Source organism: Arthrobacter sp. NicSoilB8 (genome assembly GCF_019977355.1).
Lineage (GTDB): Bacteria > Actinomycetota > Actinomycetes > Actinomycetales > Micrococcaceae > Arthrobacter.
Window position 1 is genome coordinate 612,746 of the sequence record NZ_AP024655.1, and the last position, 22,471, is coordinate 635,216.

21 protein-coding genes are annotated in these 22,471 nt (G+C 66.3%); 11 read left to right on the top strand and 10 right to left on the bottom strand.

The features are described from left to right. Nucleotides 1–177 precede the first annotated feature (177 nt). Both aceB and aceA read right to left on the bottom strand, forming a co-directional pair. The gene (aceB, locus tag LDO15_RS02860) at nucleotides 178–1,842 is read right to left on the bottom strand and encodes a malate synthase A (RefSeq protein ID WP_223983808.1); all 1,665 of its coding nucleotides are present in this window, start codon (nucleotides 1,840–1,842) and stop codon (nucleotides 178–180) included. Nucleotides 1,843–1,934: 92 nt separating this feature from the next. Further along, the gene (aceA, locus tag LDO15_RS02865; protein ID WP_223983809.1) at nucleotides 1,935–3,266 is read right to left on the bottom strand and encodes an isocitrate lyase; all 1,332 of its coding nucleotides are present in this window, start codon (nucleotides 3,264–3,266) and stop codon (nucleotides 1,935–1,937) included. A 177-nt stretch (nucleotides 3,267–3,443) separates the two neighbouring features. Between aceA and LDO15_RS02870 the strand changes: the two genes are divergently transcribed. After that, nucleotides 3,444–4,928, top strand: coding sequence for a helix-turn-helix transcriptional regulator (locus LDO15_RS02870; protein WP_223983810.1), 1,485 nt, complete (start codon nucleotides 3,444–3,446; stop codon nucleotides 4,926–4,928). Here the strand turns inward: LDO15_RS02870 and LDO15_RS02875 are convergent. Beyond that, a complete protein-coding gene (locus LDO15_RS02875) occupies nucleotides 4,895–5,497 on the bottom strand; it encodes a hypothetical protein (protein WP_223983811.1) in 603 nt (200 codons plus the stop codon). The two genes, LDO15_RS02870 and LDO15_RS02875, sit on opposite strands and share 34 nt — an antisense overlap. Before the next feature lie 219 nt (nucleotides 5,498–5,716). Between LDO15_RS02875 and LDO15_RS02880 the strand changes: the two genes are divergently transcribed. After that, on the top strand, nucleotides 5,717–7,465 hold the full coding sequence (locus LDO15_RS02880) for a pyruvate dehydrogenase (RefSeq protein ID WP_223983812.1): 1,749 nt from the start codon (nucleotides 5,717–5,719) through the stop codon (nucleotides 7,463–7,465). Between the two features lie 55 nt (nucleotides 7,466–7,520). Here the strand turns inward: LDO15_RS02880 and LDO15_RS02885 are convergent, their stop codons facing one another. Beyond that, nucleotides 7,521–8,381, bottom strand: coding sequence for a hydroxymethylpyrimidine/phosphomethylpyrimidine kinase (locus LDO15_RS02885; RefSeq protein ID WP_223983814.1), 861 nt, complete (start codon nucleotides 8,379–8,381; stop codon nucleotides 7,521–7,523). A 157-nt stretch (nucleotides 8,382–8,538) separates the two neighbouring features. Between LDO15_RS02885 and LDO15_RS02890 the strand changes: the two genes are divergently transcribed. Further along, nucleotides 8,539–9,945: an MFS transporter gene (locus LDO15_RS02890; protein ID WP_223983815.1), complete on the top strand. Its 1,407-nt coding sequence runs from the start codon at nucleotides 8,539–8,541 to the stop codon at nucleotides 9,943–9,945. A gap of 204 nt (nucleotides 9,946–10,149) precedes the next feature. Here LDO15_RS02890 and LDO15_RS02895 read toward each other — a convergent pair whose 3' ends face one another. Together LDO15_RS02895 and LDO15_RS02900 are read right to left on the bottom strand one after the other, a co-directional pair. Next, entirely contained in the window at nucleotides 10,150–10,932 is a 783-nt protein-coding gene (locus LDO15_RS02895) for an ABC transporter permease (RefSeq protein ID WP_223983817.1), read from the bottom strand. Then, on the bottom strand, nucleotides 10,932–11,744 hold the full coding sequence (locus tag LDO15_RS02900; RefSeq protein ID WP_223983819.1) for an ABC transporter ATP-binding protein: 813 nt from the start codon (nucleotides 11,742–11,744) through the stop codon (nucleotides 10,932–10,934). Before LDO15_RS02900 ends, LDO15_RS02895 begins: the two co-directional genes overlap by 1 nt. A 295-nt stretch (nucleotides 11,745–12,039) precedes the next feature. On the opposite strand from LDO15_RS02900, the gene LDO15_RS02905 reads away from it, so the two are divergent. Beyond that, nucleotides 12,040–12,735, top strand: coding sequence for a queuosine precursor transporter (locus LDO15_RS02905; RefSeq protein ID WP_223983822.1), 696 nt, complete (start codon nucleotides 12,040–12,042; stop codon nucleotides 12,733–12,735). 158 nt (nucleotides 12,736–12,893) lie between these two features. Here LDO15_RS02905 and LDO15_RS02910 read toward each other — a convergent pair whose 3' ends face one another. From LDO15_RS02910 to LDO15_RS02920, 3 genes are all read right to left on the bottom strand, one after another. Next, nucleotides 12,894–13,934 (bottom strand): IS3 family transposase, encoded by a 1,041-nt coding sequence (locus LDO15_RS02910; RefSeq protein WP_223983825.1) that lies wholly within the window; start codon nucleotides 13,932–13,934, stop codon nucleotides 12,894–12,896. Beyond that, nucleotides 13,898–14,332, bottom strand: a complete 435-nt coding sequence (locus LDO15_RS02915) for a hypothetical protein (RefSeq protein ID WP_223983828.1) — start codon at nucleotides 14,330–14,332, stop codon at nucleotides 13,898–13,900. Before LDO15_RS02915 ends, LDO15_RS02910 begins: the two co-directional genes overlap by 37 nt. Nucleotides 14,333–14,456: 124 nt before the next feature. Beyond that, nucleotides 14,457–15,398, bottom strand: a complete 942-nt coding sequence (locus LDO15_RS02920; RefSeq protein ID WP_223983831.1) for a type IV toxin-antitoxin system AbiEi family antitoxin domain-containing protein — start codon at nucleotides 15,396–15,398, stop codon at nucleotides 14,457–14,459. A gap of 231 nt (nucleotides 15,399–15,629) precedes the next feature. Here LDO15_RS02920 and LDO15_RS02925 point away from each other — a divergent pair, with 231 nt between their 5' ends. Both LDO15_RS02925 and LDO15_RS02930 read left to right on the top strand, forming a co-directional pair. Next, nucleotides 15,630–16,064, top strand: a complete 435-nt coding sequence (locus tag LDO15_RS02925; protein WP_223983828.1) for a hypothetical protein — start codon at nucleotides 15,630–15,632, stop codon at nucleotides 16,062–16,064. Further along, nucleotides 16,028–17,068, top strand: a complete 1,041-nt coding sequence (locus LDO15_RS02930; protein WP_223983825.1) for an IS3 family transposase — start codon at nucleotides 16,028–16,030, stop codon at nucleotides 17,066–17,068. Before LDO15_RS02925 ends, LDO15_RS02930 begins: the two co-directional genes overlap by 37 nt. A gap of 57 nt (nucleotides 17,069–17,125) precedes the next feature. On the opposite strand, the gene LDO15_RS02935 is transcribed toward LDO15_RS02930, so the two are convergent. Further along, nucleotides 17,126–18,139, bottom strand: coding sequence for a LacI family DNA-binding transcriptional regulator (locus tag LDO15_RS02935; protein ID WP_223983834.1), 1,014 nt, complete (start codon nucleotides 18,137–18,139; stop codon nucleotides 17,126–17,128). A 153-nt stretch (nucleotides 18,140–18,292) separates the two neighbouring features. On the opposite strand from LDO15_RS02935, the gene LDO15_RS02940 reads away from it, so the two are divergent. The 5 genes from LDO15_RS02940 to LDO15_RS02960 all read left to right on the top strand — a co-directional run bounded on the left by LDO15_RS02940 (nucleotide 18,293) and on the right by LDO15_RS02960 (nucleotide 22,389). Then, complete coding sequence (locus LDO15_RS02940; protein WP_223983837.1) at nucleotides 18,293–19,471, top strand: Gfo/Idh/MocA family oxidoreductase; 1,179 nt, start codon at nucleotides 18,293–18,295, stop codon at nucleotides 19,469–19,471. Then, nucleotides 19,468–20,487: a sugar phosphate isomerase/epimerase gene (locus LDO15_RS02945; protein WP_223983840.1), complete on the top strand. Its 1,020-nt coding sequence runs from the start codon at nucleotides 19,468–19,470 to the stop codon at nucleotides 20,485–20,487. Before LDO15_RS02940 ends, LDO15_RS02945 begins: the two co-directional genes overlap by 4 nt. 94 nt (nucleotides 20,488–20,581) lie before the next feature. Then, nucleotides 20,582–20,806, top strand: coding sequence for a Gfo/Idh/MocA family oxidoreductase (locus tag LDO15_RS02950; protein ID WP_223983843.1), 225 nt, complete (start codon nucleotides 20,582–20,584; stop codon nucleotides 20,804–20,806). A gap of 144 nt (nucleotides 20,807–20,950) precedes the next feature. Next, nucleotides 20,951–21,385: a hypothetical protein gene (locus LDO15_RS02955; protein ID WP_223983828.1), complete on the top strand. Its 435-nt coding sequence runs from the start codon at nucleotides 20,951–20,953 to the stop codon at nucleotides 21,383–21,385. Beyond that, nucleotides 21,349–22,389: an IS3 family transposase gene (locus tag LDO15_RS02960; protein ID WP_223983825.1), complete on the top strand. Its 1,041-nt coding sequence runs from the start codon at nucleotides 21,349–21,351 to the stop codon at nucleotides 22,387–22,389. The genes LDO15_RS02955 and LDO15_RS02960 overlap by 37 nt, the downstream gene beginning before the upstream one ends. The last annotated feature ends 82 nt before the right edge of the window (nucleotides 22,390–22,471 follow it).

Genomic DNA, 22,471 nt, shown 5'->3' on the forward strand with positions numbered 1-22,471 from the left:
CCGCCCGCCAAAGTCCCGCCGAGTTGACACTTAAGGCCCATGTTGTCGAAAACATGGGCCTTAAGTGTCAACTCGACGCCGTTGTCGGGCTGGAGGGTGTTCCGTTGCTGGGCTGCCACCCGGATCTCGGGCTGCCTGTTGCGAAGGGCGGGCAGCCCAGCGGACGGAATTTTCGGATTACGCCGGGATGAGCGCGGGGTCCTCGCTGGCGAGGTCGGCGCCGTCGCGCGCTTCGTAGAGGAAGCGGTCGTAGGCCGGGAGCGTCAGGAAGGCCGGGAACTCGTTGCTGAGCGTGACTTCCTCGAAGATGTCCCGTGCGTCGGCGAAGCGGTCCCCTTCGAAGCGCTCCAGCTTGGCGAATTCCTCGTCCAGCATGTCCTCCACCCATTCGCGGGTGACCACGTCGCCGTGATCCGTGATGGCCCGGGAGAAGATCCACTGCCACAGCTGCGAGCGGGAGATCTCCGCGGTGGCGGCGTCCTCCATGAGGTTGTGGATGGCGACGGCGCCGTTGCCGCGCAGCCAGGACTCGATGTACCGGATGCCGACCTCAATGTTGTTCCGGATGCCCTGTTCGGTGATGGTTCCGGTGGTCGAAGAGAGGTCGATGAGGGCGCGGTCATCCGGGGTGACGTCCTCGCGGAGGCGGTCCAGCTGGTTCGGGCGGTCGCCGAGGACGCCGTCGAACACCTCGCGGCAGACCGGCACGAGATCCGGGTGTGCCACCCACGAGCCGTCGAAGCCGTCGCCGGCCTCACGGGTCTTGTCCGCGCGGACCTTTTCGAAGGCGATCGCGTTGGCTGCGGCGTCCTTGCGGTTGGGAACGGCCGCTGCCATGCCACCGATCGCCATGGCGCCGCGCTTGTGGCAGGCCCGGACGAGCTGTTCGGTGTAGGCGCGCATGAACGGCTGGGTCATGGTGACCTGGCCGCGGTCCGGGAGCACGAAGCGGGGGCCGCGGGTGCGGAAGTTCTTGATGAGGGAGAAGATGTAGTCCCAGCGGCCGGCGTTCAGGCCCGCGGCATGGTCGCGGAGTTCGTAGAGGATTTCCTCCATCTCGAACGCCGCAGTGATGGTCTCGATCAGCACCGTGGCGCGGATGGTGCCCTGCGGGATGCCGAGCAGGTCCTGGGCCAGGATGAAGATGTCGTTCCACAGGCGGGCTTCGAGGTGGTTCTCGATCTTCGGCAGGTAGAAGTACGGTCCCTTGCCCTGGGCGATCAGGCGGCGGGCGTTGTGGAAGAAGTACAGGCCGAAGTCCACGATCCCGCCGGCAATCGGCGTGCCGTCAATGAGCATGTGCTTCTCGGGCAGGTGCCAGCCGCGGGGGCGGACCACGATCGTGGGCAGCTCCCCGGCCGGGCGCAGCTTGTATTCCTTGCCCTCGGGGGACGTGAAGTCGATCCGGCGCTCCAGCGCGTCGGTGAGGTTCAGCTGGCCCTGGATCACGTTGCGCCAGGACGGGGTGGAGGAGTCCTCCATGTCCGCGAGCCACACGTTGGCGCCGGAGTTCAGCGCGTTGATGGTCATCTTCTTATCCACCGGGCCGGTGATCTCGACGCGGCGGTCCGCCAGGCCGGGAGCCGGGGGAGCGACGCGCCAGTTCGGGTCGTTGCGCACGGACTCGGTCTCGCGCAGGAACCGCGGGTCCTGGCCCTTGGTGATCTGCTGGCGGCGTTCCTGCCGTGCCCGCAGCAGCTCCTGCCGACGCCCGGCCGTGGCCTTGTGCAGCTTGGCTACAAACGCCAGCGCGTCCGGCGTGAGGACCTCGCTCTGCCGGCAAATCGGCTGCGCGGTCAGCGTGATCCCGTTGATGGTGAAGTTGTCAGTGAAGCTGTTCATGTCAATCTCTCCTGGTGCAGTGCCCAACTGACTCGCAGCAGGGGCCGTTTTGAGCCTTCAAAACGGCCCCTGCTGCTATCTAGTTGGGGAAGTTAGTGGAACTGGCCTTCTTCGGTGGATCCCACCAGGGCCAGGGTGGATGCGTTCGGGTTGAGCGCGGTGGCGATGTCGTCGAAGTAGCCGGTGCCGACTTCGCGCTGGTGCTTGGTCGCGGTGTAGCCGCGGGACTCGGAGGCGAATTCCTTCTCCTGCAGCTCGACGTAGGCGCTCATGCCTTCCCGGGCGTAACCGTGGGCGAGGTCGAACATCGAGTAGTTCAGGGCGTGGAAGCCGGCCAGGGTGATGAACTGGAAGGTGAAGCCCATGGCGCCGAGTTCGCGCTGGAACTTCGCGATCGTGGCGTCGTCGAGGTGCTTGCGCCAGTTGAACGACGGCGAGCAGTTGTAGGAGAGCATCTGGTCGGGGAACTCGGCCTTGACGGATTCGGCGAACTTGCGGGCCAGCTCCAGGTCCGGGGTGCCGGTCTCCATCCAGATGAGGTCGGAGTACGGGGCATAGGCCTTGGCGCGGGCGATGCAGGGTTCGATCCCGTTGCGGACCTTGTAGAAGCCTTCCGGGGTGCGGACCGGCTGTCCGTCTTCACGGAGGATGAATTCCTGGTCGCGCTCGTCGACGTCGGAGGTGATCAGGGTGGCAGCCTCGGCGTCGGTGCGGGCGATGATGACCGACGGCGTGCCGGCGACGTCGGCAGCGAGGCGGGCCGCGTTCAGCGTCCGGACGTGCTGCTGCGTGGGAATCAGGACCTTGCCGCCGAGGTGGCCGCACTTCTTCTCCGAGGCGAGCTGGTCTTCCCAGTGCACACCCGCGGCGCCGGCCTGGATCATGGACTTCATGAGCTCGTAGGCGTTCAGCGGGCCGCCGAAGCCGGCCTCGGCGTCGGCCACGATCGGGACCATCCAGTCCTGAACCGTCTGGATGCCCTCGGAGAACTCGATCTGGTCTGCGCGGAGCAGGGCGTTGTTGATGCGGCGGACCACGGTGGGGACCGAGTTGGCGGGGTAGAGCGACTGGTCCGGGTAGGTGTGGCCGGAGTTGTTGGCGTCCGCGGCGACCTGCCAGCCGGAGAGGTAGATGGCGCGGAGGCCGGCCTTGACCTGCTGCACGGCCTGGTTGCCGGTCAGGGCGCCCAGGGCGTTGGTGTACTTGCCGGTGCTGTGCTCCTCGGTGAGCTGCTTCCACAGTTTCTCGGAACCGCGGCGGGCCAGCGTGTGTTCTTCGGAGACGCGGCCGCGGAGGCGGACGACGTCGGAAGCCTTATAGTCACGGGTCACACCTTCCCAGCGCGGGTTGGCGGCCCACTCGAGCTCCAGTGCGGCGGCCTGCTGTTCGGGCGTCTGCTGGGTGGGCTCAAATGCTGCAGTCATCTTTGTCTCCTTGGTTGTGCTCCGTTGTCCGGGCCGGCCATCCTGCGCCTTCGCAGTGTTGGGCCGACCGGATCGGTGCGGTGTTTCTTTCCGTGAGAACTACTTTTCTGCACTTTCCAAGGGGTTTCTAGACCAAAGCTATGGAAAGAAATGCACTTCTTCGCATATTCTCAATAAATGCATCCCGCCAGCTGGAACCGCCAAGCTTCGTCCCTGCCGTCGCCCGCCGTGCCGGAGGTGGACGTCATCAGCATGGGCCGCCGCGTCCGTCACTTGCGCAAGGCGGCGGGCCTCACGCTCGATGCCCTGAGCGCCGCCGTCGGGACCGCCCCAAGCCAGCTGAGCCTGATCGAAAACGGCAAGCGCGAGCCCAAGCTCGGGCTGCTCCAGCAGCTCGCCGCTGGCCTCGGGGTCAGCATCGATGAGCTCCTCGGCGCCGAGCCGCCCAACCGCCGCGCGGCGCTGGAAATCGAGCTGGAACGCTACCAGCGCAGCCCCATCTACGAATCCCTCAACCTGCCGAAAATCCGCATCAGCTCGCGGCTTCCCATGGATGTGCTGGAGTCCATGGTGGGCCTGCAGCACGAGCTCGAGCGCCGGCTCAACGAGCAGGTGGCGACGCCGGAGGAGGCCCGCCGCGCCAACGGTGAGCTGCGGGCCATGATGCGGGAGCGGAACAACTACTTCCCGGAGTATGAGGCCGAGGCGCAGAAGGTCCTGGCCTCGGTGGGCCACACGAGCGGACCGCTGTCCCACCACGTCATTGCGGACATCGCCGGGCACCTCGGTTTCAGCCTCCACCATGTGGGCGATTTGCCGCATTCCACCCGCTCGGTGACGGATCTTAAGAACCGCAGAATTTATCTCACGCAGAACCAGCGCACCGATCACGACCCCCGCTCGGTGCTGCTGCAGGCCCTGGGCCATTACGTCCTGGGCCACCAGACGCCGTCGAACTACGGGGACTTCCTGATGCAGCGCGTGGCCACGAACTACTTCGCCGCCGCGCTCCTGCTGCCCGAGCAGGCCACCGTGGAGTTCCTGCAGCGCGCCAAGCAGGCCAAGGAGATCGCCGTCGAGGACATCCGGGACGCTTTTGCCGTGTCCTACGAGACCGCCGCCCACCGGTTTACGAACCTCGCCACCCAGCACCTGGACATCCGCACCCACTTCCAGAAGACCCACAAGAGCGGCATCATCTACAAAGCGTATGAGAACGACGGCGTGACGTTCCCGCAGGACCACACCGGCGCGATCGAGGGCCAGCCGTCCTGCAAGAACTGGACGTCCCGGGTGGTGTTCGACGTCCCGGACAAGTTCAGCGCCTACAACCAGTACACCGACACCCCCGCCGGGACCTACTGGTGCACGGCCCGCACTGAACGCTCCGCCAACGGGGAGTTCTCGCTCTCCGTGGGTGTCCCGTATGCGCACGTGAAGTGGTTCCGCGGCCGCGACACGACAGAGCGGTCCAAGTCCACCTGCCCGGACGAAAGCTGCTGCCGCCGCCCGCCGGCGTCACTGACCGCCGAGTGGGCCGGGAACGCCTGGCCCTCGGCGCGGGCCCACTCCCACCTGCTGGCCGCCATGCCGCCGGGCGCCTTCCCCGGCGTGGACGAGACCGAGGTCTACTCCTTCCTGGAGGCCCACTCGGGGAACTGACCCTCCTCAGGTTCTGCGGGTTGTGGCACGACGTCCCCGCAGTCTTCGTCGGGTTTCTCGTGGCGCTCACGCGCCGGTGCGGAGGCCCGATGACCGTTGCGGGCTCGCCTGCGCGGCTGCCCTGCGGCGAAGCATTCTTCGTTGTGAATCCCGTGATAGAGGACGCCGTGCAAAACCTGGTGGCTTTCGTCGGTGCCGGACCAGCGGCCCGTGTGCCTCAGAAAGTGCATGTACTCATAAAGGGAGGCACAGAAAAAGGATGCAAGCTCGGCATCGCGGTCATTGAGCGAATCCACCAGTTCGGCGATAAGTCCTGCGTCCATTGCGGTCACTGAGGCGCCCCCAGAGATTTCGGCGTAAACGGGGAAGAACGCGGTCAGTTGCTCCAGAACGGGAACGATGTCCGGCAAAATCCCGTGCTTCCGGTGCCAACGCCCGAATGCGATCAGGGAACCCAGTTCTTGGTCTTCTGGGTGCAACGCAAGGGGAGCTGCTCCGGGTGCAGGTTTCCCGGCCCGGTGCCCGCTGGCGCTCCGATCTGCCGGCTGACGACGGGATTTTTGGGTCATAATCGATCCTCACTCTGGATTGCGGCACGCGGCGGACTGCCTACCCAGAACGCTATGAGTGGGAAACAGTCGGCCTCAAGGACGGTCAGCCGTATGTGGAAAAGGTCTGACGAGCCACCTCCAGAGCGTGCAGCCCGGCAAACTGAAACGCGCGCCAAGTCGGGCGGACTATATTGGCCTGTGTCAGCTCATCGATCCACCTCGCGGGAGTGTGCACTCATGGCCAAGGAACTTGCCACCCAGCTCATTGAACAACTCCAGGCTGCCGGCGTGCAGCGGATCTACGGGATCGTGGGGGACAGCCTCAACCCGATCGTCGACGCCGTCCGCCAAACCGGCGGCTCGCAGCAAGGCGGCATTGACTGGATCCACGTCCGGCACGAGGAAGCTGCCGCCTTCGCCGCGGCGGCCGAAGCCCAGTTGACCGGCCGGCTCGCGGTGTGCGCCGGCTCCTGCGGGCCCGGTAACCTGCACCTGATCAACGGCCTGTATGACGCCAACCGCTCCGGCGCTCCGGTGCTGGCCATCGCCTCGCACATCCCGAGCAAACAGATCGGCAGCAGCTTCTTCCAGGAAACCCACCCTGACCGGCTCTTCAACGAATGCTCGGTCTATTCCGAGCTGATCAGCACCGCGGAACAGGCGCCCAGGGTCATGCACAGCGCCATCCAGCACGCAGTGGGGCTCCGGGGCGTCGCCGTCGTGACCCTTCCCGGGGACATCGCCGGCCTCGAGGCGACCGCCCCGACCCCGGCCCCCGCCGCGTTCCGGCCGGCAACGCTGACGCCGGATCCCGCGAGCGTCCAGGAACTGGCCGAGGCCATCAACGCCGCCGACAAAGTGGCCATCTTCGCCGGGGCCGGCGTCGAGGGCGCGCACGACGAGGTGGTGGCGCTCGCCGGACTGATCGCGGCGCCGATCGGCCACTCGCTGCGCGGCAAGGACTTCATGCAGTACGACAACGCGTATGACATCGGCATGACCGGGCTGCTGGGCTACGGCGCCGCGGCCGAAGGCATCGAGGATGCGGATCTGCTGATCCTGCTGGGCACCGACTTCCCCTATGACCAGTTCCTGCCGGGAACCCGGACGGCGCAGGTGGACCGCGCCGCCCACAAACTGGGGCGGCGGACCGACGTCGACGTCGCCGTGCATGGCGACGTCCTCCCCACGCTCGCCGCCCTCATGCCCTTGCTGAAGGCCAAGAAGAGCCGCCGCTTCCTCGACGCGATGCTGAAGAAGCATGACCGGCTCATGAACAAGGCCGTGGGCGCGTACACCCGGAACGTGGGGACGAAACAGCCGATCCACCCCGAATACGCGGCCTCGCTGCTGGACCAGGTGGCGGCGGAGGACGCGATCTTCACGGCGGATACCGGCATGTGCAATGTCTGGACCGCGCGGTACATCAATCCGCTGGGCACCCGCAGGCTCATCGGCTCCTACCTGCACGGCTCCATGGCCAACGCGCTGCCGCACGCGATCGGCGCCCAGCTGGCCTACCCGGGCCGGCAGGTGGTCTCGGTTTCGGGTGACGGCGGCCTGTCCATGCTGTTGGGGGAGCTGATCACGGTCGCGGCCCACCGGCTTCCGGTCAACGTGGTGGTCTTCAACAACTCCACCCTGGGCATGGTCAAGCTGGAGATGCTGGTGGACGGGCTCCCTGATTTCGGCGTGGACGTCCCGGACGCCAACTACGCGGATGTTGCCCGGGCCCTCGGCTTCCATTCCGTGCGCGTCACGGACCCTTCCCGCATCGAGGCCGCATACCGGGAAGCCTTCGCGCATCCCGGGCCGTCGCTCGTGGAGCTCATCACGGACCCCAAGGCGCTGTCCCTCCCGCCGAAGATCAAGGGTGCGCAGATCCTGGGCTTCGCCACGGCCATGTCCAAGGTGGTCCTCAACCGGGGCGCCGGCGAGGCCGTCAGCATGGCCCGGAGCAACCTGCGCAACATCCCGCGGCGCTAAGGTCCTTCAGCGCCGCGGGCGTTTCCGTCGAACCCGCCGGCGGGCCGGACGGGTCTTAGCGCGGGCCGCCCTGCCAGAGCGCGTCGAACGGGGCGCCCGAGGCCACCCGGTTCCGGATTCCGGCGGTCACAAACGCCTTGGCCGTCCGGGCTGCAGCCAGCGGGGTCGCACCCTTGGCGAGCTCGGCCGTCACGGCGGCGGCCAGCGAGCACCCGGCACCGGACACGGCCACCTCGCCCACCTTCGGGGCGGACAGGACCTCCAGGGATTCGCCGTCGTAGTAGACGTCGACGGCGTCGGGGCCTTCCAGCCGCACGCCGCCTTTCGCGAGGACGGCGGCGCCGCTGAGTTCATGGATGCGGACCGCGGCCGCCTTGAGCGACTCGACGTCGGTGATGACCAGGCCGGAGAGCGACTCGGCCTCGAAATGGTTGGGTGTGACGAAGGTGGCCAGCGGCAGGATCTGCGCCTTCAGCGCCTGGTCGGTGTCCAGGGCGTGGCCCGGCTCCTGGCCCTTGCAGATCAGCACCGGATCCAGCACCACGTTGGCGAACTGCCCGCCGGCCAGCGCCCCGGCGACGGTCGAAATCGTCGCCGGGCTGCCCAGCATGCCGATCTTGACGGTGTCCAGCACGGCCGGAGCGCCGGACGCGGCACCGTAGGCCGCCGTCGTCGCCTCCAGCTGGTCCGCGATGACCTGCTGGTCCACCGGGACGAAGCGGTGGTTCCATTTGTCCTTCGGATCGAAGGACACGATGCAGGTCAGGTTCGCGATCCCGAACACGCCGAGTTCCTGGAACGTCTTCAGGTCAGCCTGCGCGCCGGCGCCGCCGGTCGCTTCAGAGCCTGCGATGGTCAGGACGACGGCGGGGGAGGAAGCAGCCAGTGCGGCGGAGTCGAATGCGGTAGAAGTCATGGTCCCATCCTGCCATCCCGCCAAATCCGCCTGCATTGTGCTTATGAACAAGTATTCCGTGAACAGTATGAACAAAACCTGAGTGTTTCGGATCACGCCGACTAAGGTGGCGGACGGTGTTGCCCATAGGCGGCGCCGGATCCAGGAAGGTTCATTGATGAGCACCCAACTGTCCGAAGCGGCCCAGACCCGAAAAGCCGTCGGCAACATCCTCAAAGGCTCGGCCGGCAACCTCGTCGAGTGGTACGACCTCTACGTCTACACCGTCTTCGCGGCCTACTTCCAGGCGCACTTCTTCAACTCCAAGGACGAGCTCCAGGCCGGCCTCGAGGCGATGGCCGTCTTCTCGACGTCGTTCCTCATGCGTCCGATCGGCGCCTGGTTCTTCGGCCGGTACGCCGACCGCAGGGGCCGCAAGGCCGCGCTGACGCTGAGCGTGACCATGATGTCCGCGGGCTCCTTCGCCATCGCGGTACTGCCCACCCAGGACGTGATCGGTCTGTGGGCCATGATTCTGCTGGTCCTGATCCGTGTGATCCAGGGCTTCTCCGTGGGCGGTGAGTACGGCACCAGCGCCACGTACATGTCCGAGGCCGCCACGACCAAGCGCCGCGGATTCTTCTCCAGCTTCCAGTACGTCACGCTGATCGGCGGCCAGATGCTGGCCCTGCTGGTCCTCGTCATCCTGCAGAACGCCATGCCGAAGGCCGAGCTGACCGACTGGGGCTGGCGGATACCGTTCGCGATCGGCGGCGTCGCCGCCCTCGTGGTCCTGTGGCTGCGGCGCTCTATGGAGGAGACCGTTTCTGCCGAGCAGATCGAGGCCGCCAAGGCCCCCGCGGTGGCGGGCGAGGCGCAGCCGGGCACCATGAAACTGCTGTTCACCAGCTACTGGAAGCCGCTCATGATCTGCATCGGGATCACCCTCGGCGGCACGGTGGCGTTCTACACTTACACCAACTTCATCCTCAAGTTCATGAACGATACCTCCGGCATCGCCAAAACGGACACCTCGGTCATCAACTTCTGGGCGCTGTTCATCTTCATGTTGCTCCAGCCGGTCTACGGCATCATCTCGGACAAGGTGGGCCGCAAGCCGCTCCTGCTCTGGTTCGGCATCACCGGCGTGCTCTTCACCTGGCCGCTCCTGTCCGCCCTCGCCGGCACCAAGGATCCATTCACGGCATTCCTTCTCATGATGGGCGGCCTGCTGGTCGTGGGCGGCTACACCTCCATCAACGCCCTGGTGAAGGCCGAGCTGTTCCCGGCGTCCATCCGGGCCCTCGGCGTCGGCCTGGGCTACGCGATCGCCAACTCGCTCTTTGGCGGCACCGTGCCGCTGATCGGCGCGGCCCTGCAGAAGGCCGGCCAGGAAGAGCTGTTCTTCACCTACGTCACCGTGGCCATCGGCATTTCCCTGCTGGTCTACATTTTCGCGCTGAAGAACAAGAAGTCCACTCACCTGGACCACGAGCAGGGGCACGCCTGGGGTGTGGACACGGGCACGGACGGGGTCACGGGCAAGGACGGGGACAAGGACCTCATCGACGCCTCGAGGCGCTAGCGCCAGTCCGCGGGGGATACCGCGGCAGAGTACGACGGCGGGTGGCCGGCTACGGAACGTGCGTTCCAGGAGCCGGCGGCCCGCCGTCGCTGTTAAGGCTGACGCTGCGGGGCACGGGTGCTGCTGCTGGCGCCGGCGGTGATCCGCAGGGGTATCCGGCCGCTGAACTGGCCGCGGCCTGGGCGGCAACCGCTCAGGACCGGGCTACTGGGCGTTGTCCGCGAACCGCAGCTGCAGGATGGTGGCGGCGGTGCCCGCTGCGAACGTCCCCGCGAGCACCACGTAGCTGCCTGCCGGGAGCGTGTCGACGGGATCGGCCACCATGCCGATCAGCAGCGGGACGATCGAATAGGGAAACCACTCCGCCCAGCCGGTCTTGCCGAACAGATTGCCCAGGGCCAGCATGACGAGCGAGAAGGCGATGGGGGCCACTTCGCCACGGCTCCACACTGCGATCCAGGCGACCACGGGCGCGAGCAGGAAAGAAATCGTCGCGGCGAGCAGGGCGTTCGCGATTCCGGCTGCGGCCAGCTCCGCGGAGAGCCCCGGCAGCCCCATTGCCAGTCCGATCGCCATCGCCTCGACGAGGACGAGAACGATCAGCGCCATCCACCACAGCGCCGCGACCGTCAGCTTCGCGATGGCGAACCAGTGACGTGACACGGGTAGCGCGAGCATATTCTTGGCGGTGGCATCACGGTACTCCCGGCCAAACAGGTAGGCGACGATGAACGCCAGCAGGAGCATCCCGCCGACGCCGAAGACCAGCGTGAGCATGTAGAAGTATTGGGGCCACGTCGCCTCGAGCCCGGCGAGGCTCGCCTTGGTGCCCAGAAGCCCCAGTTGGGCCGCCCGCCCCGGTTCCCGCACGATCCACATGAAGAGCGCGATGCCGAGCGGCATCATGGCGAGTACCGCCAGCGTGGCCCACGTCGCCTTGGCACGGTGGAGCTTCATGAACTCGGTGGCGAGAACCTGGCCGAACATCAGGCCGTCCCGCCCGTGGACGGCACGCCCTTGGACGACGCCCCATCGCCCGTGCGCGCGAGGAAGTAGCGCTCCAGATCCAGTGTGAGCAGCGCCTGTTCACGCTCCTCCGGGGTGTAGGCATCGGTCCCGAACGCACGGGCCTTCGCGGCGAGTTCATCGCGCGAGGACTCCTCGATGAGGCGGCCGTCGTGGACGATGCCGATTCGGTCGGCCAGGTGCGCGACCTCGGCGAGGATGTGGCTCGACATGAAGACGGTGACGCCGCGGTCGTCGGCGAGCGAACGGAGCAGCTCGCGGATCTCGACAATGCCGGCCGGATCGAGGCCGTTGGCGGGCTCGTCGAGCACGAGCAGTTCTGGGGAGTGCAGCAGGGCGCGGGCGAGGGCGAGACGCTGCTTGTTGCCGAGCGAGAGCTGACCGGCGCGCCGGTCGGCGTAAGGATCAAGGCGCAGCAGTGTTATCGACTCGGCGACTGATCGCGGCGGAGAACCGGTGAGCCGGCGCTGGATGTCGAGGTTCTCACGCACGGTGAGGTTAGGGTAGGCGGTCGCGGTCTCAACGAGGAAACCGATGCGCGAGAACACGCCCGTCTCGCCAGGGGCCATGCGCCGGCCGAGGACGGTCACCTCCCCGCCGCTCGGCCGGATCAGGCCGAGCAGCATGCGGATGGTGGTCGTCTTTCCCGCACCGTTCCGGCCGAGGAACCCGTAGATCTCGCCGCGGCGGACGTCGAGGTTCAGCGAGTCGACGGCGGTCACGTCGCGGTACCGCTTGACGAGGGCGCGCGTGGAAACCGCCGTGTCAGGCATGGGTCTCCTCCATGGCCCCATCCTGCCACCAGTCCCGGAGCGTTCACAGGGGCAGCTTCACTGTGCGGGACCGGACAGGACCGGAAGGCAGAGGGACCGGAGTGTACAGGGCACAGTGGCGACGGGCGGTGTGCGGGGCCGGTGGCATCAGGATTCCGCGCCGGCTGGGTGCGAGAATGGAGGCGGTTCCGGAGGTGCACGCCACCGGGGCCGTCCAGTGCTAATACAGCCGGCCGCCGAACGTTCCCCCGTGCGGGCACGGGCCGCCGAGCGAACCACTATGAATGGAATGCCCATGACTTCCGCCAAGACTTTCCCCGCGTCAGCGCCGCCAAAATTCGCCTCGATCGGCTCCCCGTACTTCGGCATCATGCTCGCTGTCATGGCGGTGGTGCTGATCCTGTCCAACATTGGGGCGTCCAAGGGCGTGGCGATCGGACCCATCATCACCGACGGAGGCTTCTTCCTCTTCCCGCTGGCCTACATCCTGGGCGACGTCATCAGCGAGGTCTACGGCTTCAAGGTGGCGCGCAAGGCCATCGTCACCACGTTCGCGCTCTCCGTCTTTGCCTCCCTCTGCTACTGGGTCATCATCGCCCTGCCGGGATTCGGCGACGAGTATGGCGCCTCCAAGCAGGCTGCCCTGGAAGGTGCACTGGGTCCGGTCCCGCAGATCGTGCTGGCCTCGCTCCTGGCTTTCCTCGCCGGCCAGACCATCAACTCCTGGATCCTCGTGAAGATGAAGGCACGGACCGGGGAAAGGTCCCTGTGGGCGCGCATCATGGGTTCCTCGGTGGTTGGCGAGTTCGTGGACACGCTGATCTTCTGCAGCATCGCCGCATCCGTGATCGGCATTACCGACGCCGGGATGTTCGTGAACTACGTCCTGGTGGGTTTCCTCTACAAGACCCTTGTGGAGTTCGCCTTCGTCCCGCTGACCTCGCTTTCCATTGGCTGGGTCAAGAAACGCGAACCGAGCTACGGGGCTTAGGACTCCGCCGCCGGCTGCCGCAGCGCACTCCGCTCCGCACCTGGTGGCGGCCCCTCCGCGGCCGGCCGACGCCGCGCACTCCGCCCCTGGCCTCCGCCGCCGGCCGGAGCCACCCAACTCGCCGGAAACCTGCGGGGTCGCCGTTAGTTCGGAATGAATCAAGCTGTTTGTGACAGCGGGTTGGCTTTGTGGTTGATGCCGGCGTGGGCCGGGGCGGCTGGTGCGGTGGGTTTGTTTCGGTAGCGGTGAGGATGCCGGGCGTGGCAGGCGTTGAGGGTTGCTTGGCGGCGTTGGCGTGCCTGGTCGACTCGTCCTGCGTGGACGGTGTCGGGCGTGTAGTAGTTCAGGCCGCTGTGGCGGTGGTTGGCGTTGTAGTCCGCGAAGAATGCCGCCATATAGTCGCGGGCGTGCTGGAGGTCCTGGAACCGGCGGGGAAAGTCCAGGTCGTATTTCACTGTCTTGAACAGGGATTCTGAGTAGGGGTTGTCGTCGGAGACCCGCGGGCGGGAGTAGGACAGTGTGATGCCCAGGGACTGGGCAAGCTGGAGGGTGCTGCCGGCGCGCATGGGTGCGCCGTTGTCGGCGTGGAGCACGGCAGGGCGCTGCCGGTTTTCGGTGACCGCGCCTGTGATCAGTGCGGCGGCCAGGGCGGCCGTTTCGGTGTGTTCGACCCGGTGCCCGACGACTCTGCGGGAGAAGACATCCAGGATCGCGTAGAGCCGGTAGGTGTGTTTTCCCGGGCCGTGGAGCATCGTGATGTCCCAGCTCCAGAGCTGGTTCGGGGCGGTCGCGTGGATGATGGGTTTGGCTCGTTTGGGGCCGGTTCCCGTGCGCTGTTCGCGGCGGTCGCCGTTCTGCCCGTTCCGGGCCACGATGCGGTGGGCGGCGGCGATGGAGAAGAAACAGTGCCCCGCGTCGAGCATCCGGTAGTAGGCCTGGGTGACGGAGAGGTTGGCGTATTCCCTGGAGTTCAGCAGTTCCATGAAGGCGTCGGCTTCGGTATCGGTGATCCGGTTCGGGTAGGCGCGGTCGGGATGGGGCACCATGATCCCCGACGGTGCAGGCGGGCTCAGGTGCCGGTACCAGGCCGTGCGGTGAACGCCCACCAGGGCGCAGGCCTTCACCGCGGACCAGCCGGCCGTGATCAGTTTCCCGGCAAAGGTCAGGGCGATGTCTTTCCAGGTTTTGGCGTCAGCCACTCCGGCCGGCCCGGCTCCGGTTCCTCCACTTTTGGATCCGTCGCCGCCGCGCTCTTGGCCATCGCGTCCAAGAGCGCGGAAGCTTTTCCCAGAATGTCCACGGCAGCCTCGGACCGCGCCAGCTTGGCCTTGAGGATTTCGTTTTCCTTCAAGACCCGTTTGAGTAACTGCTTATCGCCCGCGTTCAATCGCTGGTCCTCCTCCAGGTTGTCCGATCTGGACCTCAGCTCCCCGGACTCCCGCTGGCGGCACCAACGGTTCATGGTGCCCTCGGTGATGCCCGCCGCCCTGATGAATGCGGCTTTAGCGCCCCACTCGAGGCATTTGTCGTACTCATCCAGCATCGCGTGCTTCTGCTCGGTAGTGAAGTGCTTCCGGTTCGAAACACGAACAGGCATAACGAAATCCATGATGGACCTTTCCCCGCACTGCCCCGGCTCCAGCAACAGGAAACCTGTCACACAACAGCCTGACACACAGGGAGTTTCCGGCGACGTCGCGGGCTTCCGGCGAATTCGACGCTCACGGGTGCGGGCGGCGGCCGGCCAGTGCACGAAGCAGACGGCTCTCGAATTCCTGCTCGCGGAAGAGGTCCTTCCACTCCACGCGGACGAACCGCCAGCCCTCTTCAGTCAAGGCCTTCTCCCGCCGCCGTTCCTCGAAGAGCACCTCGGCCGTGGGACTGTAATCGAAGTACTTGATCTTGCCGTCGAACTCGAGGGCGACCTTCTCCTCCTTCCACGCAAAGTCCAAGCGATGACGCCCAGCGCGGCTAGACACTTCAAGCTGCGGCTCGGGAGGCTTGATCCGGCACCGCAGAATCAGCTCGCGGGTCAGAGTCTCACCGGGAGATTCGGACCGCGGATCTGCCGAGGCGAGGACACGGCGGAATGTCCGGATTCCCCGCCGGCCGTCCAGATCATCTGCCATGGCCTGCAGGACGCTTTGGTCCGCGCCCAGGCGAAGTGCGTGGTCAGTGAGGATCAACGCCTGCCTGTAGCGCAGCAGCATGGCGCAGTCGGCCGTTGTGCGCTCCAGCGAAGTCGTCCGGAGCCCGTTCACCATGGCAACCTCGTGCTCGGCGAAGGGACGCGTGTGGCAGCGGACGTCCCTGCCGTGGCGCTCGTTCGAGGGGCGCACTTTCTGGAGGAGGTGTATGGCGTCATCCACGTCCCACAGATAGAGGCGGCGGAGACGCGCCGCGGAAGTGTGGCTGTAGTGGAAGGTGCCTGTCGACGTCGTCCGCGTCCCGTGGGCATGGGCGTAGATGAGCTGCCGGCTCCGGGTGGTGGGGGACTGGGCCCGCCAAAGGCTCGCGCGGATGTAGCAGCCGTGCCGGAGCCGGACGAGAATGCCCGAATCCAGGAGCGAACGGATGGCCCGGGGGCCGTAGCCGAGGTCCAGGAGTTGTTCGGTGCGCCAGAGGTTACCCATCGGTGGCAGCTTCAAGGGGTTCTGCGTCATGCCACCAGCTTGGGCTGCCATGGAAGCGGGCGGCAGGCCCCGCCGTCGTCATGTGGAAAACGCGAGGCCGCACCCGGAGTTGTGGCGACGGCTCTTTTTGGGACGGCCCACCCAGTTCGCCGGAACGCGGCGGAGGCGCCGGAAATTCCCTGTGTGTCAGGCTGTTGTGTGACAGGTTTCCTGTTGCTGGAGCCGGGGCAGTGCGGGGAAAGGTCCATCATGGATTTCGTTATGCCTGTTCGTGTTTCGAACCGGAAGCACTTCACTACCGAGCAGAAGCACGCGATGCTGGATGAGTACGACAAATGCCTCGAGTGGGGCGCTAAAGCCGCATTCATCAGGGCGGCGGGCATCACCGAGGGCACCATGAACCGTTGGTGCCGCCAGCGGGAGTCCGGGGAGCTGAGGTCCAGATCGGACAACCTGGAGGAGGACCAGCGATTGAACGCGGGCGATAAGCAGTTACTCAAACGGGTCTTGAAGGAAAACGAAATCCTCAAGGCCAAGCTGGCGCGGTCCGAGGCTGCCGTGGACATTCTGGGAAAAGCTTCCGCGCTCTTGGACGCGATGGCCAAGAGCGCGGCGGCGACGGATCCAAAAGTGGAGGAACCGGAGCCGGGCCGGCCGGAGTGGCTGACGCCAAAACCTGGAAAGACATCGCCCTGACCTTTGCCGGGAAACTGATCACGGCCGGCTGGTCCGCGGTGAAGGCCTGCGCCCTGGTGGGCGTTCACCGCACGGCCTGGTACCGGCACCTGAGCCCGCCTGCACCGTCGGGGATCATGGTGCCCCATCCCGACCGCGCCTACCCGAACCGGATCACCGATACCGAAGCCGACGCCTTCATGGAACTGCTGAACTCCAGGGAATACGCCAACCTCTCCGTCACCCAGGCCTACTACCGGATGCTCGACGCGGGGCACTGTTTCTTCTCCATCGCCGCCGCCCACCGCATCGTGGCCCGGAACGGGCAGAACGGCGACCGCCGCGAACAGCGCACGGGAACCGGCCCCAAACGAGCCAAACCCATCATCCACGCGACCGCCCCGAACCAGCTCTGGAGCTGGGACATCACGATGCTCCACGGCCCGGGAAAACACACCTACCGGCTCTACGCGATCCTGGATGTCTTCTCCCGCAGAGTCGTCGGGCACCGGGTCGAACACACCGAAACGGCCGCCCTGGCCGCCGCACTGATCACAGGCGCGGTCACCGAAAACCGGCAGCGCCCTGCCGTGCTCCACGCCGACAACGGCGCACCCATGCGCGCCGGCAGCACCCTCCAGCTTGCCCAGTCCCTGGGCATCACACTGTCCTACTCCCGCCCGCGGGTCTCCGACGACAACCCCTACTCAGAATCCCTGTTCAAGACAGTGAAATACGACCTGGACTTTCCCCGCCGGTTCCAGGACCTCCAGCACGCCCGCGACTATATGGCGGCATTCTTCGCGGACTACAACGCCAACCACCGCCACAGCGGCCTGAACTACTACACGCCCGACACCGTCCACGCAGGACGAGTCGACCAGGCACGCCAACGCCGCCAAGCAACCCTCAACGCCTGCCACGCCCGGCATCCTCACCGCTACCGAAACAAACCCACCGCACCAGCCGCCCCGGCCCACGCCGGCATCAACCACAAAGCCAACCCGCTGTCACAAACAGCTTGATTCATTCCGAATTTACGGCGAGTTCGGTGGTTTCCCGCGAGTTCGACGGCGCGAGTGTCAGCCGGAAACTCGGGCCGTGGTGCCGCGGACGATGAGGGCGGGCTCGATCAGTTCGCGCCGGGGTTCGAGGGTGGGGTCTTGGATCCGGGCCAGCAGGGTGGTGGCCACGTCCACGCCGACAACGTCGCTGCGGTTGTCCACGGAGGTGATGTCCAGGTAGCGCGACTTGGCCAGCTGGGAGTTGTCGTAGCCGATCACGGAGAGGTCCGCCGGGACGGACAGGCCACGTGCCTTGGCGGCGGCGAGGGCGCCCAGGGCCATGGTGTCGTTGGCCGCGAACAGGGCCGTCGTGTCGGGGTGGTGTTCGAGCAGCCAGCAGGCGGCCGCGTAGCCGTCTTCCTCGGAGGTCCCCTGGGATTCGCCGGCGATCCGGACCTCGACGCCGGCCTCCACGATGCGGCTGCGGAAGCCTTCCCGCCGGTGGGACGCGGCTCCGCCGGCGCCCGTGAGGTGTCCGATCCGCGTGTGGCCGAGCCCCAGCAGGTGCTCCGCCGCGATGCGGCCGCCGCCATCGTCGTCATTGGTAATGAGGTCGGCGCCGGCCGGAACGCCGTCCCGCCAGCCGGCGACGACGGCGGGAACCCAGGTCCCGGCCATCATGGACGCGCTCGGTTCGGCGGCGATGACGAGGCCCTCCACGTGCATGGCCAGCAGGCCGTCCGCGGCCTCCGTGATCCGGTTTTCGCCCGGCCGCGAGTCCGCGAGGGTGACCTGGTAGCCGTGCGGGGAGAGGGCTGATTCCATGCCGCGCAGGAGGTCCACGAACCAGAGGTTCCGGAAGTCGTCAATGACGAGCCCGATGCTCTTGGTCTGGCTGCTGGCGAGCGTTGTCGCCGCCCGGCTGGGTCGATATCCTAGCTCCGACATGGCCGCCCGGACGGCGTCCCGGCGCTTCTGGCTGACCTTGGACGGGTTTTGCAGCACAAGGGAAACCAGGGACGGGGAGACGCCGGCGCTCTTGGCGACGTCGTAGATCGTCGGCCGGCGGGTTCGAGAGGTGTTCAGCGTCATCTGCAGAGCCTTTCATGTCTCATTCGAGGATAACTGTCGCACCATTGACAGGACATATGCACATAGCTACGCTTCTTACAGCGCCAGTTTTTGTAGCGCTCCAATTTTCTAGTGTCGGGCCATCGGCCTGGCCGAATTTCAAAGGAGAAATCGATGGCTGACAGTTTAGGAGTTGCCGTAATCGGCGCCGGCATGGCAGGAAAGGCGCATGCGGCCGCATACCGCACGGCCTCGGCGCTGTACAGCCCGGTTCTTCCTCCCATCCGGCTGGTCTCCATCGGCGATGTCAACGCCGAGTTCGGATCCCTCGCTGCGAAGCGTTTCGGCTACGAACGCAATGACACCTCGTGGCAGGCGATCGCCGCAGCCGACGACATCGACGTCGTGAGTGTCGTGATCGCGAACTCCCTGCACCGCGAAGTCGTGGAAGGTCTGCTGGCCGCCGGGAAGCACGTGCTGTGCGAAAAGCCGCTGAGCGACTCCATTGAGGACGCCCGCGCCATGGCCGAGGCTGCCCGCAACGCCAGCTCGATTGCCCGCATCGGGTTCACCTTCCGCCGCACGCCGGGCATCGCGTACATCCGCGACCTCATCCGCAACGGCGTCCTGGGCAACGTCCTGCACTTTAGCGGCCGCTACTGGACCGACTATGGCTTCAGCCCGTCGGCGCCCATGAGCTGGCGCTACAAGGGCGGCCCCGGCTCCGGTGCGCTGGCCGACGTCGGAAGTCACCTCACGTACGTCTCCGAGTTCCTCTGCGGCGACATCAAGTCCGTCACCGGCGGCCGCCTCAGCACCGTGATCAGCAAGCGTCCGCTGCCGCTCGGCGCCGTCATGGGACACGACCACGCGGCAGTGAGTGACACCTTCGAGCCGGTCGAGAACGACGACTACGCGGCGTTCTCGGCAGAGTTCGAAAACGGTGCCGGCAGCTTTGAAGTCTCCCGCGTCGCGGCCGGCCACGCCAACAGCCTCAACTTCGAAGTGTTCTGCGAGAACGGTGCGGCCAAGTTTGACCAGCGCCGCCCCGCCGAAATCCAGCTGTTCCTCAACGATGGTTCCGGCAACGAGAACGGCTACCGCCAGGTCATCCTCGGCCCGGGCCACCCCTACATCGCCGGCGGCCTGGCCATGGACGCCCCCGAGGTCGGCTTCGGCCAGAACGACGCCTTCGGCTACCAGGCCCGGGCGTTCCTGGAAGAGGTCGCCGGACTCAGCGAGGAAGAATCCCTGCCCCGCTGCGCCACCTTCGACGAGGGCGTGCGCAACATGGAACTGCTCGGCGCGGTCACCGAATCCGCGCTCCACGACGGAAAGATGATCACGCTATGAAGCTCGGCGTCTACAACGCAATCCTGCACGACCGGCCGCTGCCCGAGGCCTTGAAGGTCATCGCCGGCCTCGGACTGACCGGCATTGAAATCAACACGGGCGGATTCCTGCCCGCCGTCCACGTCCCCACCATGGACCAGATCCTGGAAAGCGACGCGGCCCGGGACGACTACCTCGCGATTTTCGAGGGCACCGGCGTCTCGATCGCGGGCCTGAACTGCAACGGCAACCCGCTGCACCCCAAGCGTGAGATCGGCGAGAAGCACGCCGAAGACATCCGCCGCTCCATCCGGCTGGCGCAGCGGCTGGGCCAGGACCGGGTGGTCACCATGTCCGGCCTGCCCGGCGGCGAACCCGGGGCCACCACGGTCAACTGGGTCGTCAACGCCTGGAACTCGGCGGCCCTGGACGTGCTCGACTACCAGTGGGGCATCGCAGCGGACTTCTGGAAGGAAACCGACCGCCTCGCCGCCGACCACGGTGTGAAGGTGGCCCTTGAATTGCACCCGCAGAACATCGTCTTCAACACGGCCGATGTCCGCAAGCTCATCGAGCTGACCGGCGCGACCCATGTCGGCGTCGAACTGGACGCCTCGCACCTGTTCTGGCAGCAGATGGATCCGGTCGCGGTGGTTCGCGAACTCGGCCCGCTGGTCTTCCAGGCCGCCGCGAAGGACGTCCGAGTGAACAAGGAGAACGCCGCGCTCTACGGTGTCCTCGACAACAGCTTCCGCCGGCTCTCGCCGGAGGAAAGCCGCACCAACCTCGGCGGCGACGAGTGGGCCAACGAGTGGCCCAAGAACTCCGCCTGGGACTTCGTGGCCCTGGGCCGGGGGCACGACACGGCCTACTGGACCGAGTTCCTGCGTGCCCTGTATGAGGTGGACCCGAACATGCTCGTCAACATCGAGCACGAGGACGTCTCCCTTGGCCGGATCGAAGGCCTCCAGGTGGCGGCCAAGGTCCTGCGCGACGCCGACGCGGCACTGACGGCGTCGCTGCACCTCACGAACTGACCGTCGTTCGATCAATACCCCGAGGTCGCCGGAAAGCGCCGGGTTCGCCGTAAGAGACCGGCGAACGGGCAGCTTTCCGGCGAATTCGACGGCGGTGCGGACAGCGCACGAACAGAAAGGGCCCATACGGTGCGCATCGGACTCGGAGCAGGACAACTATGCCGGGTTCTACACCGAATTCGCCCGCGCGGTTCGGGACGGCGGGCCCGGACCGGTGCCGGCCGTCGAGGGGGTACGGGCCCTTGAGGTGCTCGACGCCGCGCGGCGCAGCGCACTGGAGAACAGGGTTGTGGGGCTGGACGGACAGCACCCGGAGTAGGGGCCGCCGTCGTGCGGTGAATCGCGAGGTCGCCGGAAAGCTGCGGGATCGCCGGAACGTCCCTGTGTGTCAGGCTGTTGTGTGACAGGTTTCCTGTTGCTGGAGCCGGGGCAGTGCGGGGAAAGGTCCATCATGGATTTCGTTATGCCTGTTCGTGTTTCGAACCGGAAGCACTTCACTACCGAGCAGAAGCACGCGATGCTGGATGAGTACGACAAATGCCTCGAGTGGGGCGCTAAAGCCGCATTCATCAGGGCGGCGGGCATCACCGAGGGCACCATGAACCGTTGGTGCCGCCAGCGGGAGTCCGGGGAGCTGAGGTCCAGATCGGACAACCTGGAGGAGGACCAGCGATTGAACGCGGGCGATAAGCAGTTACTCAAACGGGTCTTGAAGGAAAACGAAATCCTCAAGGCCAAGCTGGCGCGGTCCGAGGCTGCCGTGGACATTCTGGGAAAAGCTTCCGCGCTCTTGGACGCGATGGCCAAGAGCGCGGCGGCGACGGATCCAAAAGTGGAGGAACCGGAGCCGGGCCGGCCGGAGTGGCTGACGCCAAAACCTGGAAAGACATCGCCCTGACCTTTGCCGGGAAACTGATCACGGCCGGCTGGTCCGCGGTGAAGGCCTGCGCCCTGGTGGGCGTTCACCGCACGGCCTGGTACCGGCACCTGAGCCCGCCTGCACCGTCGGGGATCATGGTGCCCCATCCCGACCGCGCCTACCCGAACCGGATCACCGATACCGAAGCCGACGCCTTCATGGAACTGCTGAACTCCAGGGAATACGCCAACCTCTCCGTCACCCAGGCCTACTACCGGATGCTCGACGCGGGGCACTGTTTCTTCTCCATCGCCGCCGCCCACCGCATCGTGGCCCGGAACGGGCAGAACGGCGACCGCCGCGAACAGCGCACGGGAACCGGCCCCAAACGAGCCAAACCCATCATCCACGCGACCGCCCCGAACCAGCTCTGGAGCTGGGACATCACGATGCTCCACGGCCCGGGAAAACACACCTACCGGCTCTACGCGATCCTGGATGTCTTCTCCCGCAGAGTCGTCGGGCACCGGGTCGAACACACCGAAACGGCCGCCCTGGCCGCCGCACTGATCACAGGCGCGGTCACCGAAAACCGGCAGCGCCCTGCCGTGCTCCACGCCGACAACGGCGCACCCATGCGCGCCGGCAGCACCCTCCAGCTTGCCCAGTCCCTGGGCATCACACTGTCCTACTCCCGCCCGCGGGTCTCCGACGACAACCCCTACTCAGAATCCCTGTTCAAGACAGTGAAATACGACCTGGACTTTCCCCGCCGGTTCCAGGACCTCCAGCACGCCCGCGACTATATGGCGGCATTCTTCGCGGACTACAACGCCAACCACCGCCACAGCGGCCTGAACTACTACACGCCCGACACCGTCCACGCAGGACGAGTCGACCAGGCACGCCAACGCCGCCAAGCAACCCTCAACGCCTGCCACGCCCGGCATCCTCACCGCTACCGAAACAAACCCACCGCACCAGCCGCCCCGGCCCACGCCGGCATCAACCACAAAGCCAACCCGCTGTCACAAACAGCTTGATTCATTCCGACGTTGCGGCGACCTCGAGAGGTTCCGGCGAATTCGACGGCGGGTCCGAATTGTTTCGGCGACCTGGACGGCG

Bases quoted from the DNA above. Each gene is read 5' to 3' on its own strand.
- aceB (WP_223983808.1), bottom strand. From the start codon at position 1,842: ATGAACAGCTTCACTGACAACTTCACCATCAACGGGATCACGCTGACC.
- aceA (WP_223983809.1), bottom strand. From the start codon at position 3,266: ATGACTGCAGCATTTGAGCCCACCCAGCAGACGCCCGAACAGCAGGCC.
- LDO15_RS02870 (WP_223983810.1), top strand. From the start codon at position 3,444: ATGCATCCCGCCAGCTGGAACCGCCAAGCTTCGTCCCTGCCGTCGCCC.
- LDO15_RS02875 (WP_223983811.1), bottom strand. From the start codon at position 5,497: ATGACCCAAAAATCCCGTCGTCAGCCGGCAGATCGGAGCGCCAGCGGG.
- LDO15_RS02880 (WP_223983812.1), top strand. From the start codon at position 5,717: ATGGCCAAGGAACTTGCCACCCAGCTCATTGAACAACTCCAGGCTGCC.
- LDO15_RS02885 (WP_223983814.1), bottom strand. From the start codon at position 8,381: ATGACTTCTACCGCATTCGACTCCGCCGCACTGGCTGCTTCCTCCCCC.
- LDO15_RS02890 (WP_223983815.1), top strand. From the start codon at position 8,539: ATGAGCACCCAACTGTCCGAAGCGGCCCAGACCCGAAAAGCCGTCGGC.
- LDO15_RS02895 (WP_223983817.1), bottom strand. From the start codon at position 10,932: ATGTTCGGCCAGGTTCTCGCCACCGAGTTCATGAAGCTCCACCGTGCC.
- LDO15_RS02900 (WP_223983819.1), bottom strand. From the start codon at position 11,744: ATGCCTGACACGGCGGTTTCCACGCGCGCCCTCGTCAAGCGGTACCGC.
- LDO15_RS02905 (WP_223983822.1), top strand. From the start codon at position 12,040: ATGACTTCCGCCAAGACTTTCCCCGCGTCAGCGCCGCCAAAATTCGCC.
- LDO15_RS02915 (WP_223983828.1), bottom strand. From the start codon at position 14,332: ATGCCTGTTCGTGTTTCGAACCGGAAGCACTTCACTACCGAGCAGAAG.
- LDO15_RS02920 (WP_223983831.1), bottom strand. From the start codon at position 15,398: ATGACGCAGAACCCCTTGAAGCTGCCACCGATGGGTAACCTCTGGCGC.
- LDO15_RS02925 (WP_223983828.1), top strand. From the start codon at position 15,630: ATGCCTGTTCGTGTTTCGAACCGGAAGCACTTCACTACCGAGCAGAAG.
- LDO15_RS02935 (WP_223983834.1), bottom strand. From the start codon at position 18,139: ATGACGCTGAACACCTCTCGAACCCGCCGGCCGACGATCTACGACGTC.
- LDO15_RS02940 (WP_223983837.1), top strand. From the start codon at position 18,293: ATGGCTGACAGTTTAGGAGTTGCCGTAATCGGCGCCGGCATGGCAGGA.
- LDO15_RS02945 (WP_223983840.1), top strand. From the start codon at position 19,468: ATGAAGCTCGGCGTCTACAACGCAATCCTGCACGACCGGCCGCTGCCC.
- LDO15_RS02955 (WP_223983828.1), top strand. From the start codon at position 20,951: ATGCCTGTTCGTGTTTCGAACCGGAAGCACTTCACTACCGAGCAGAAG.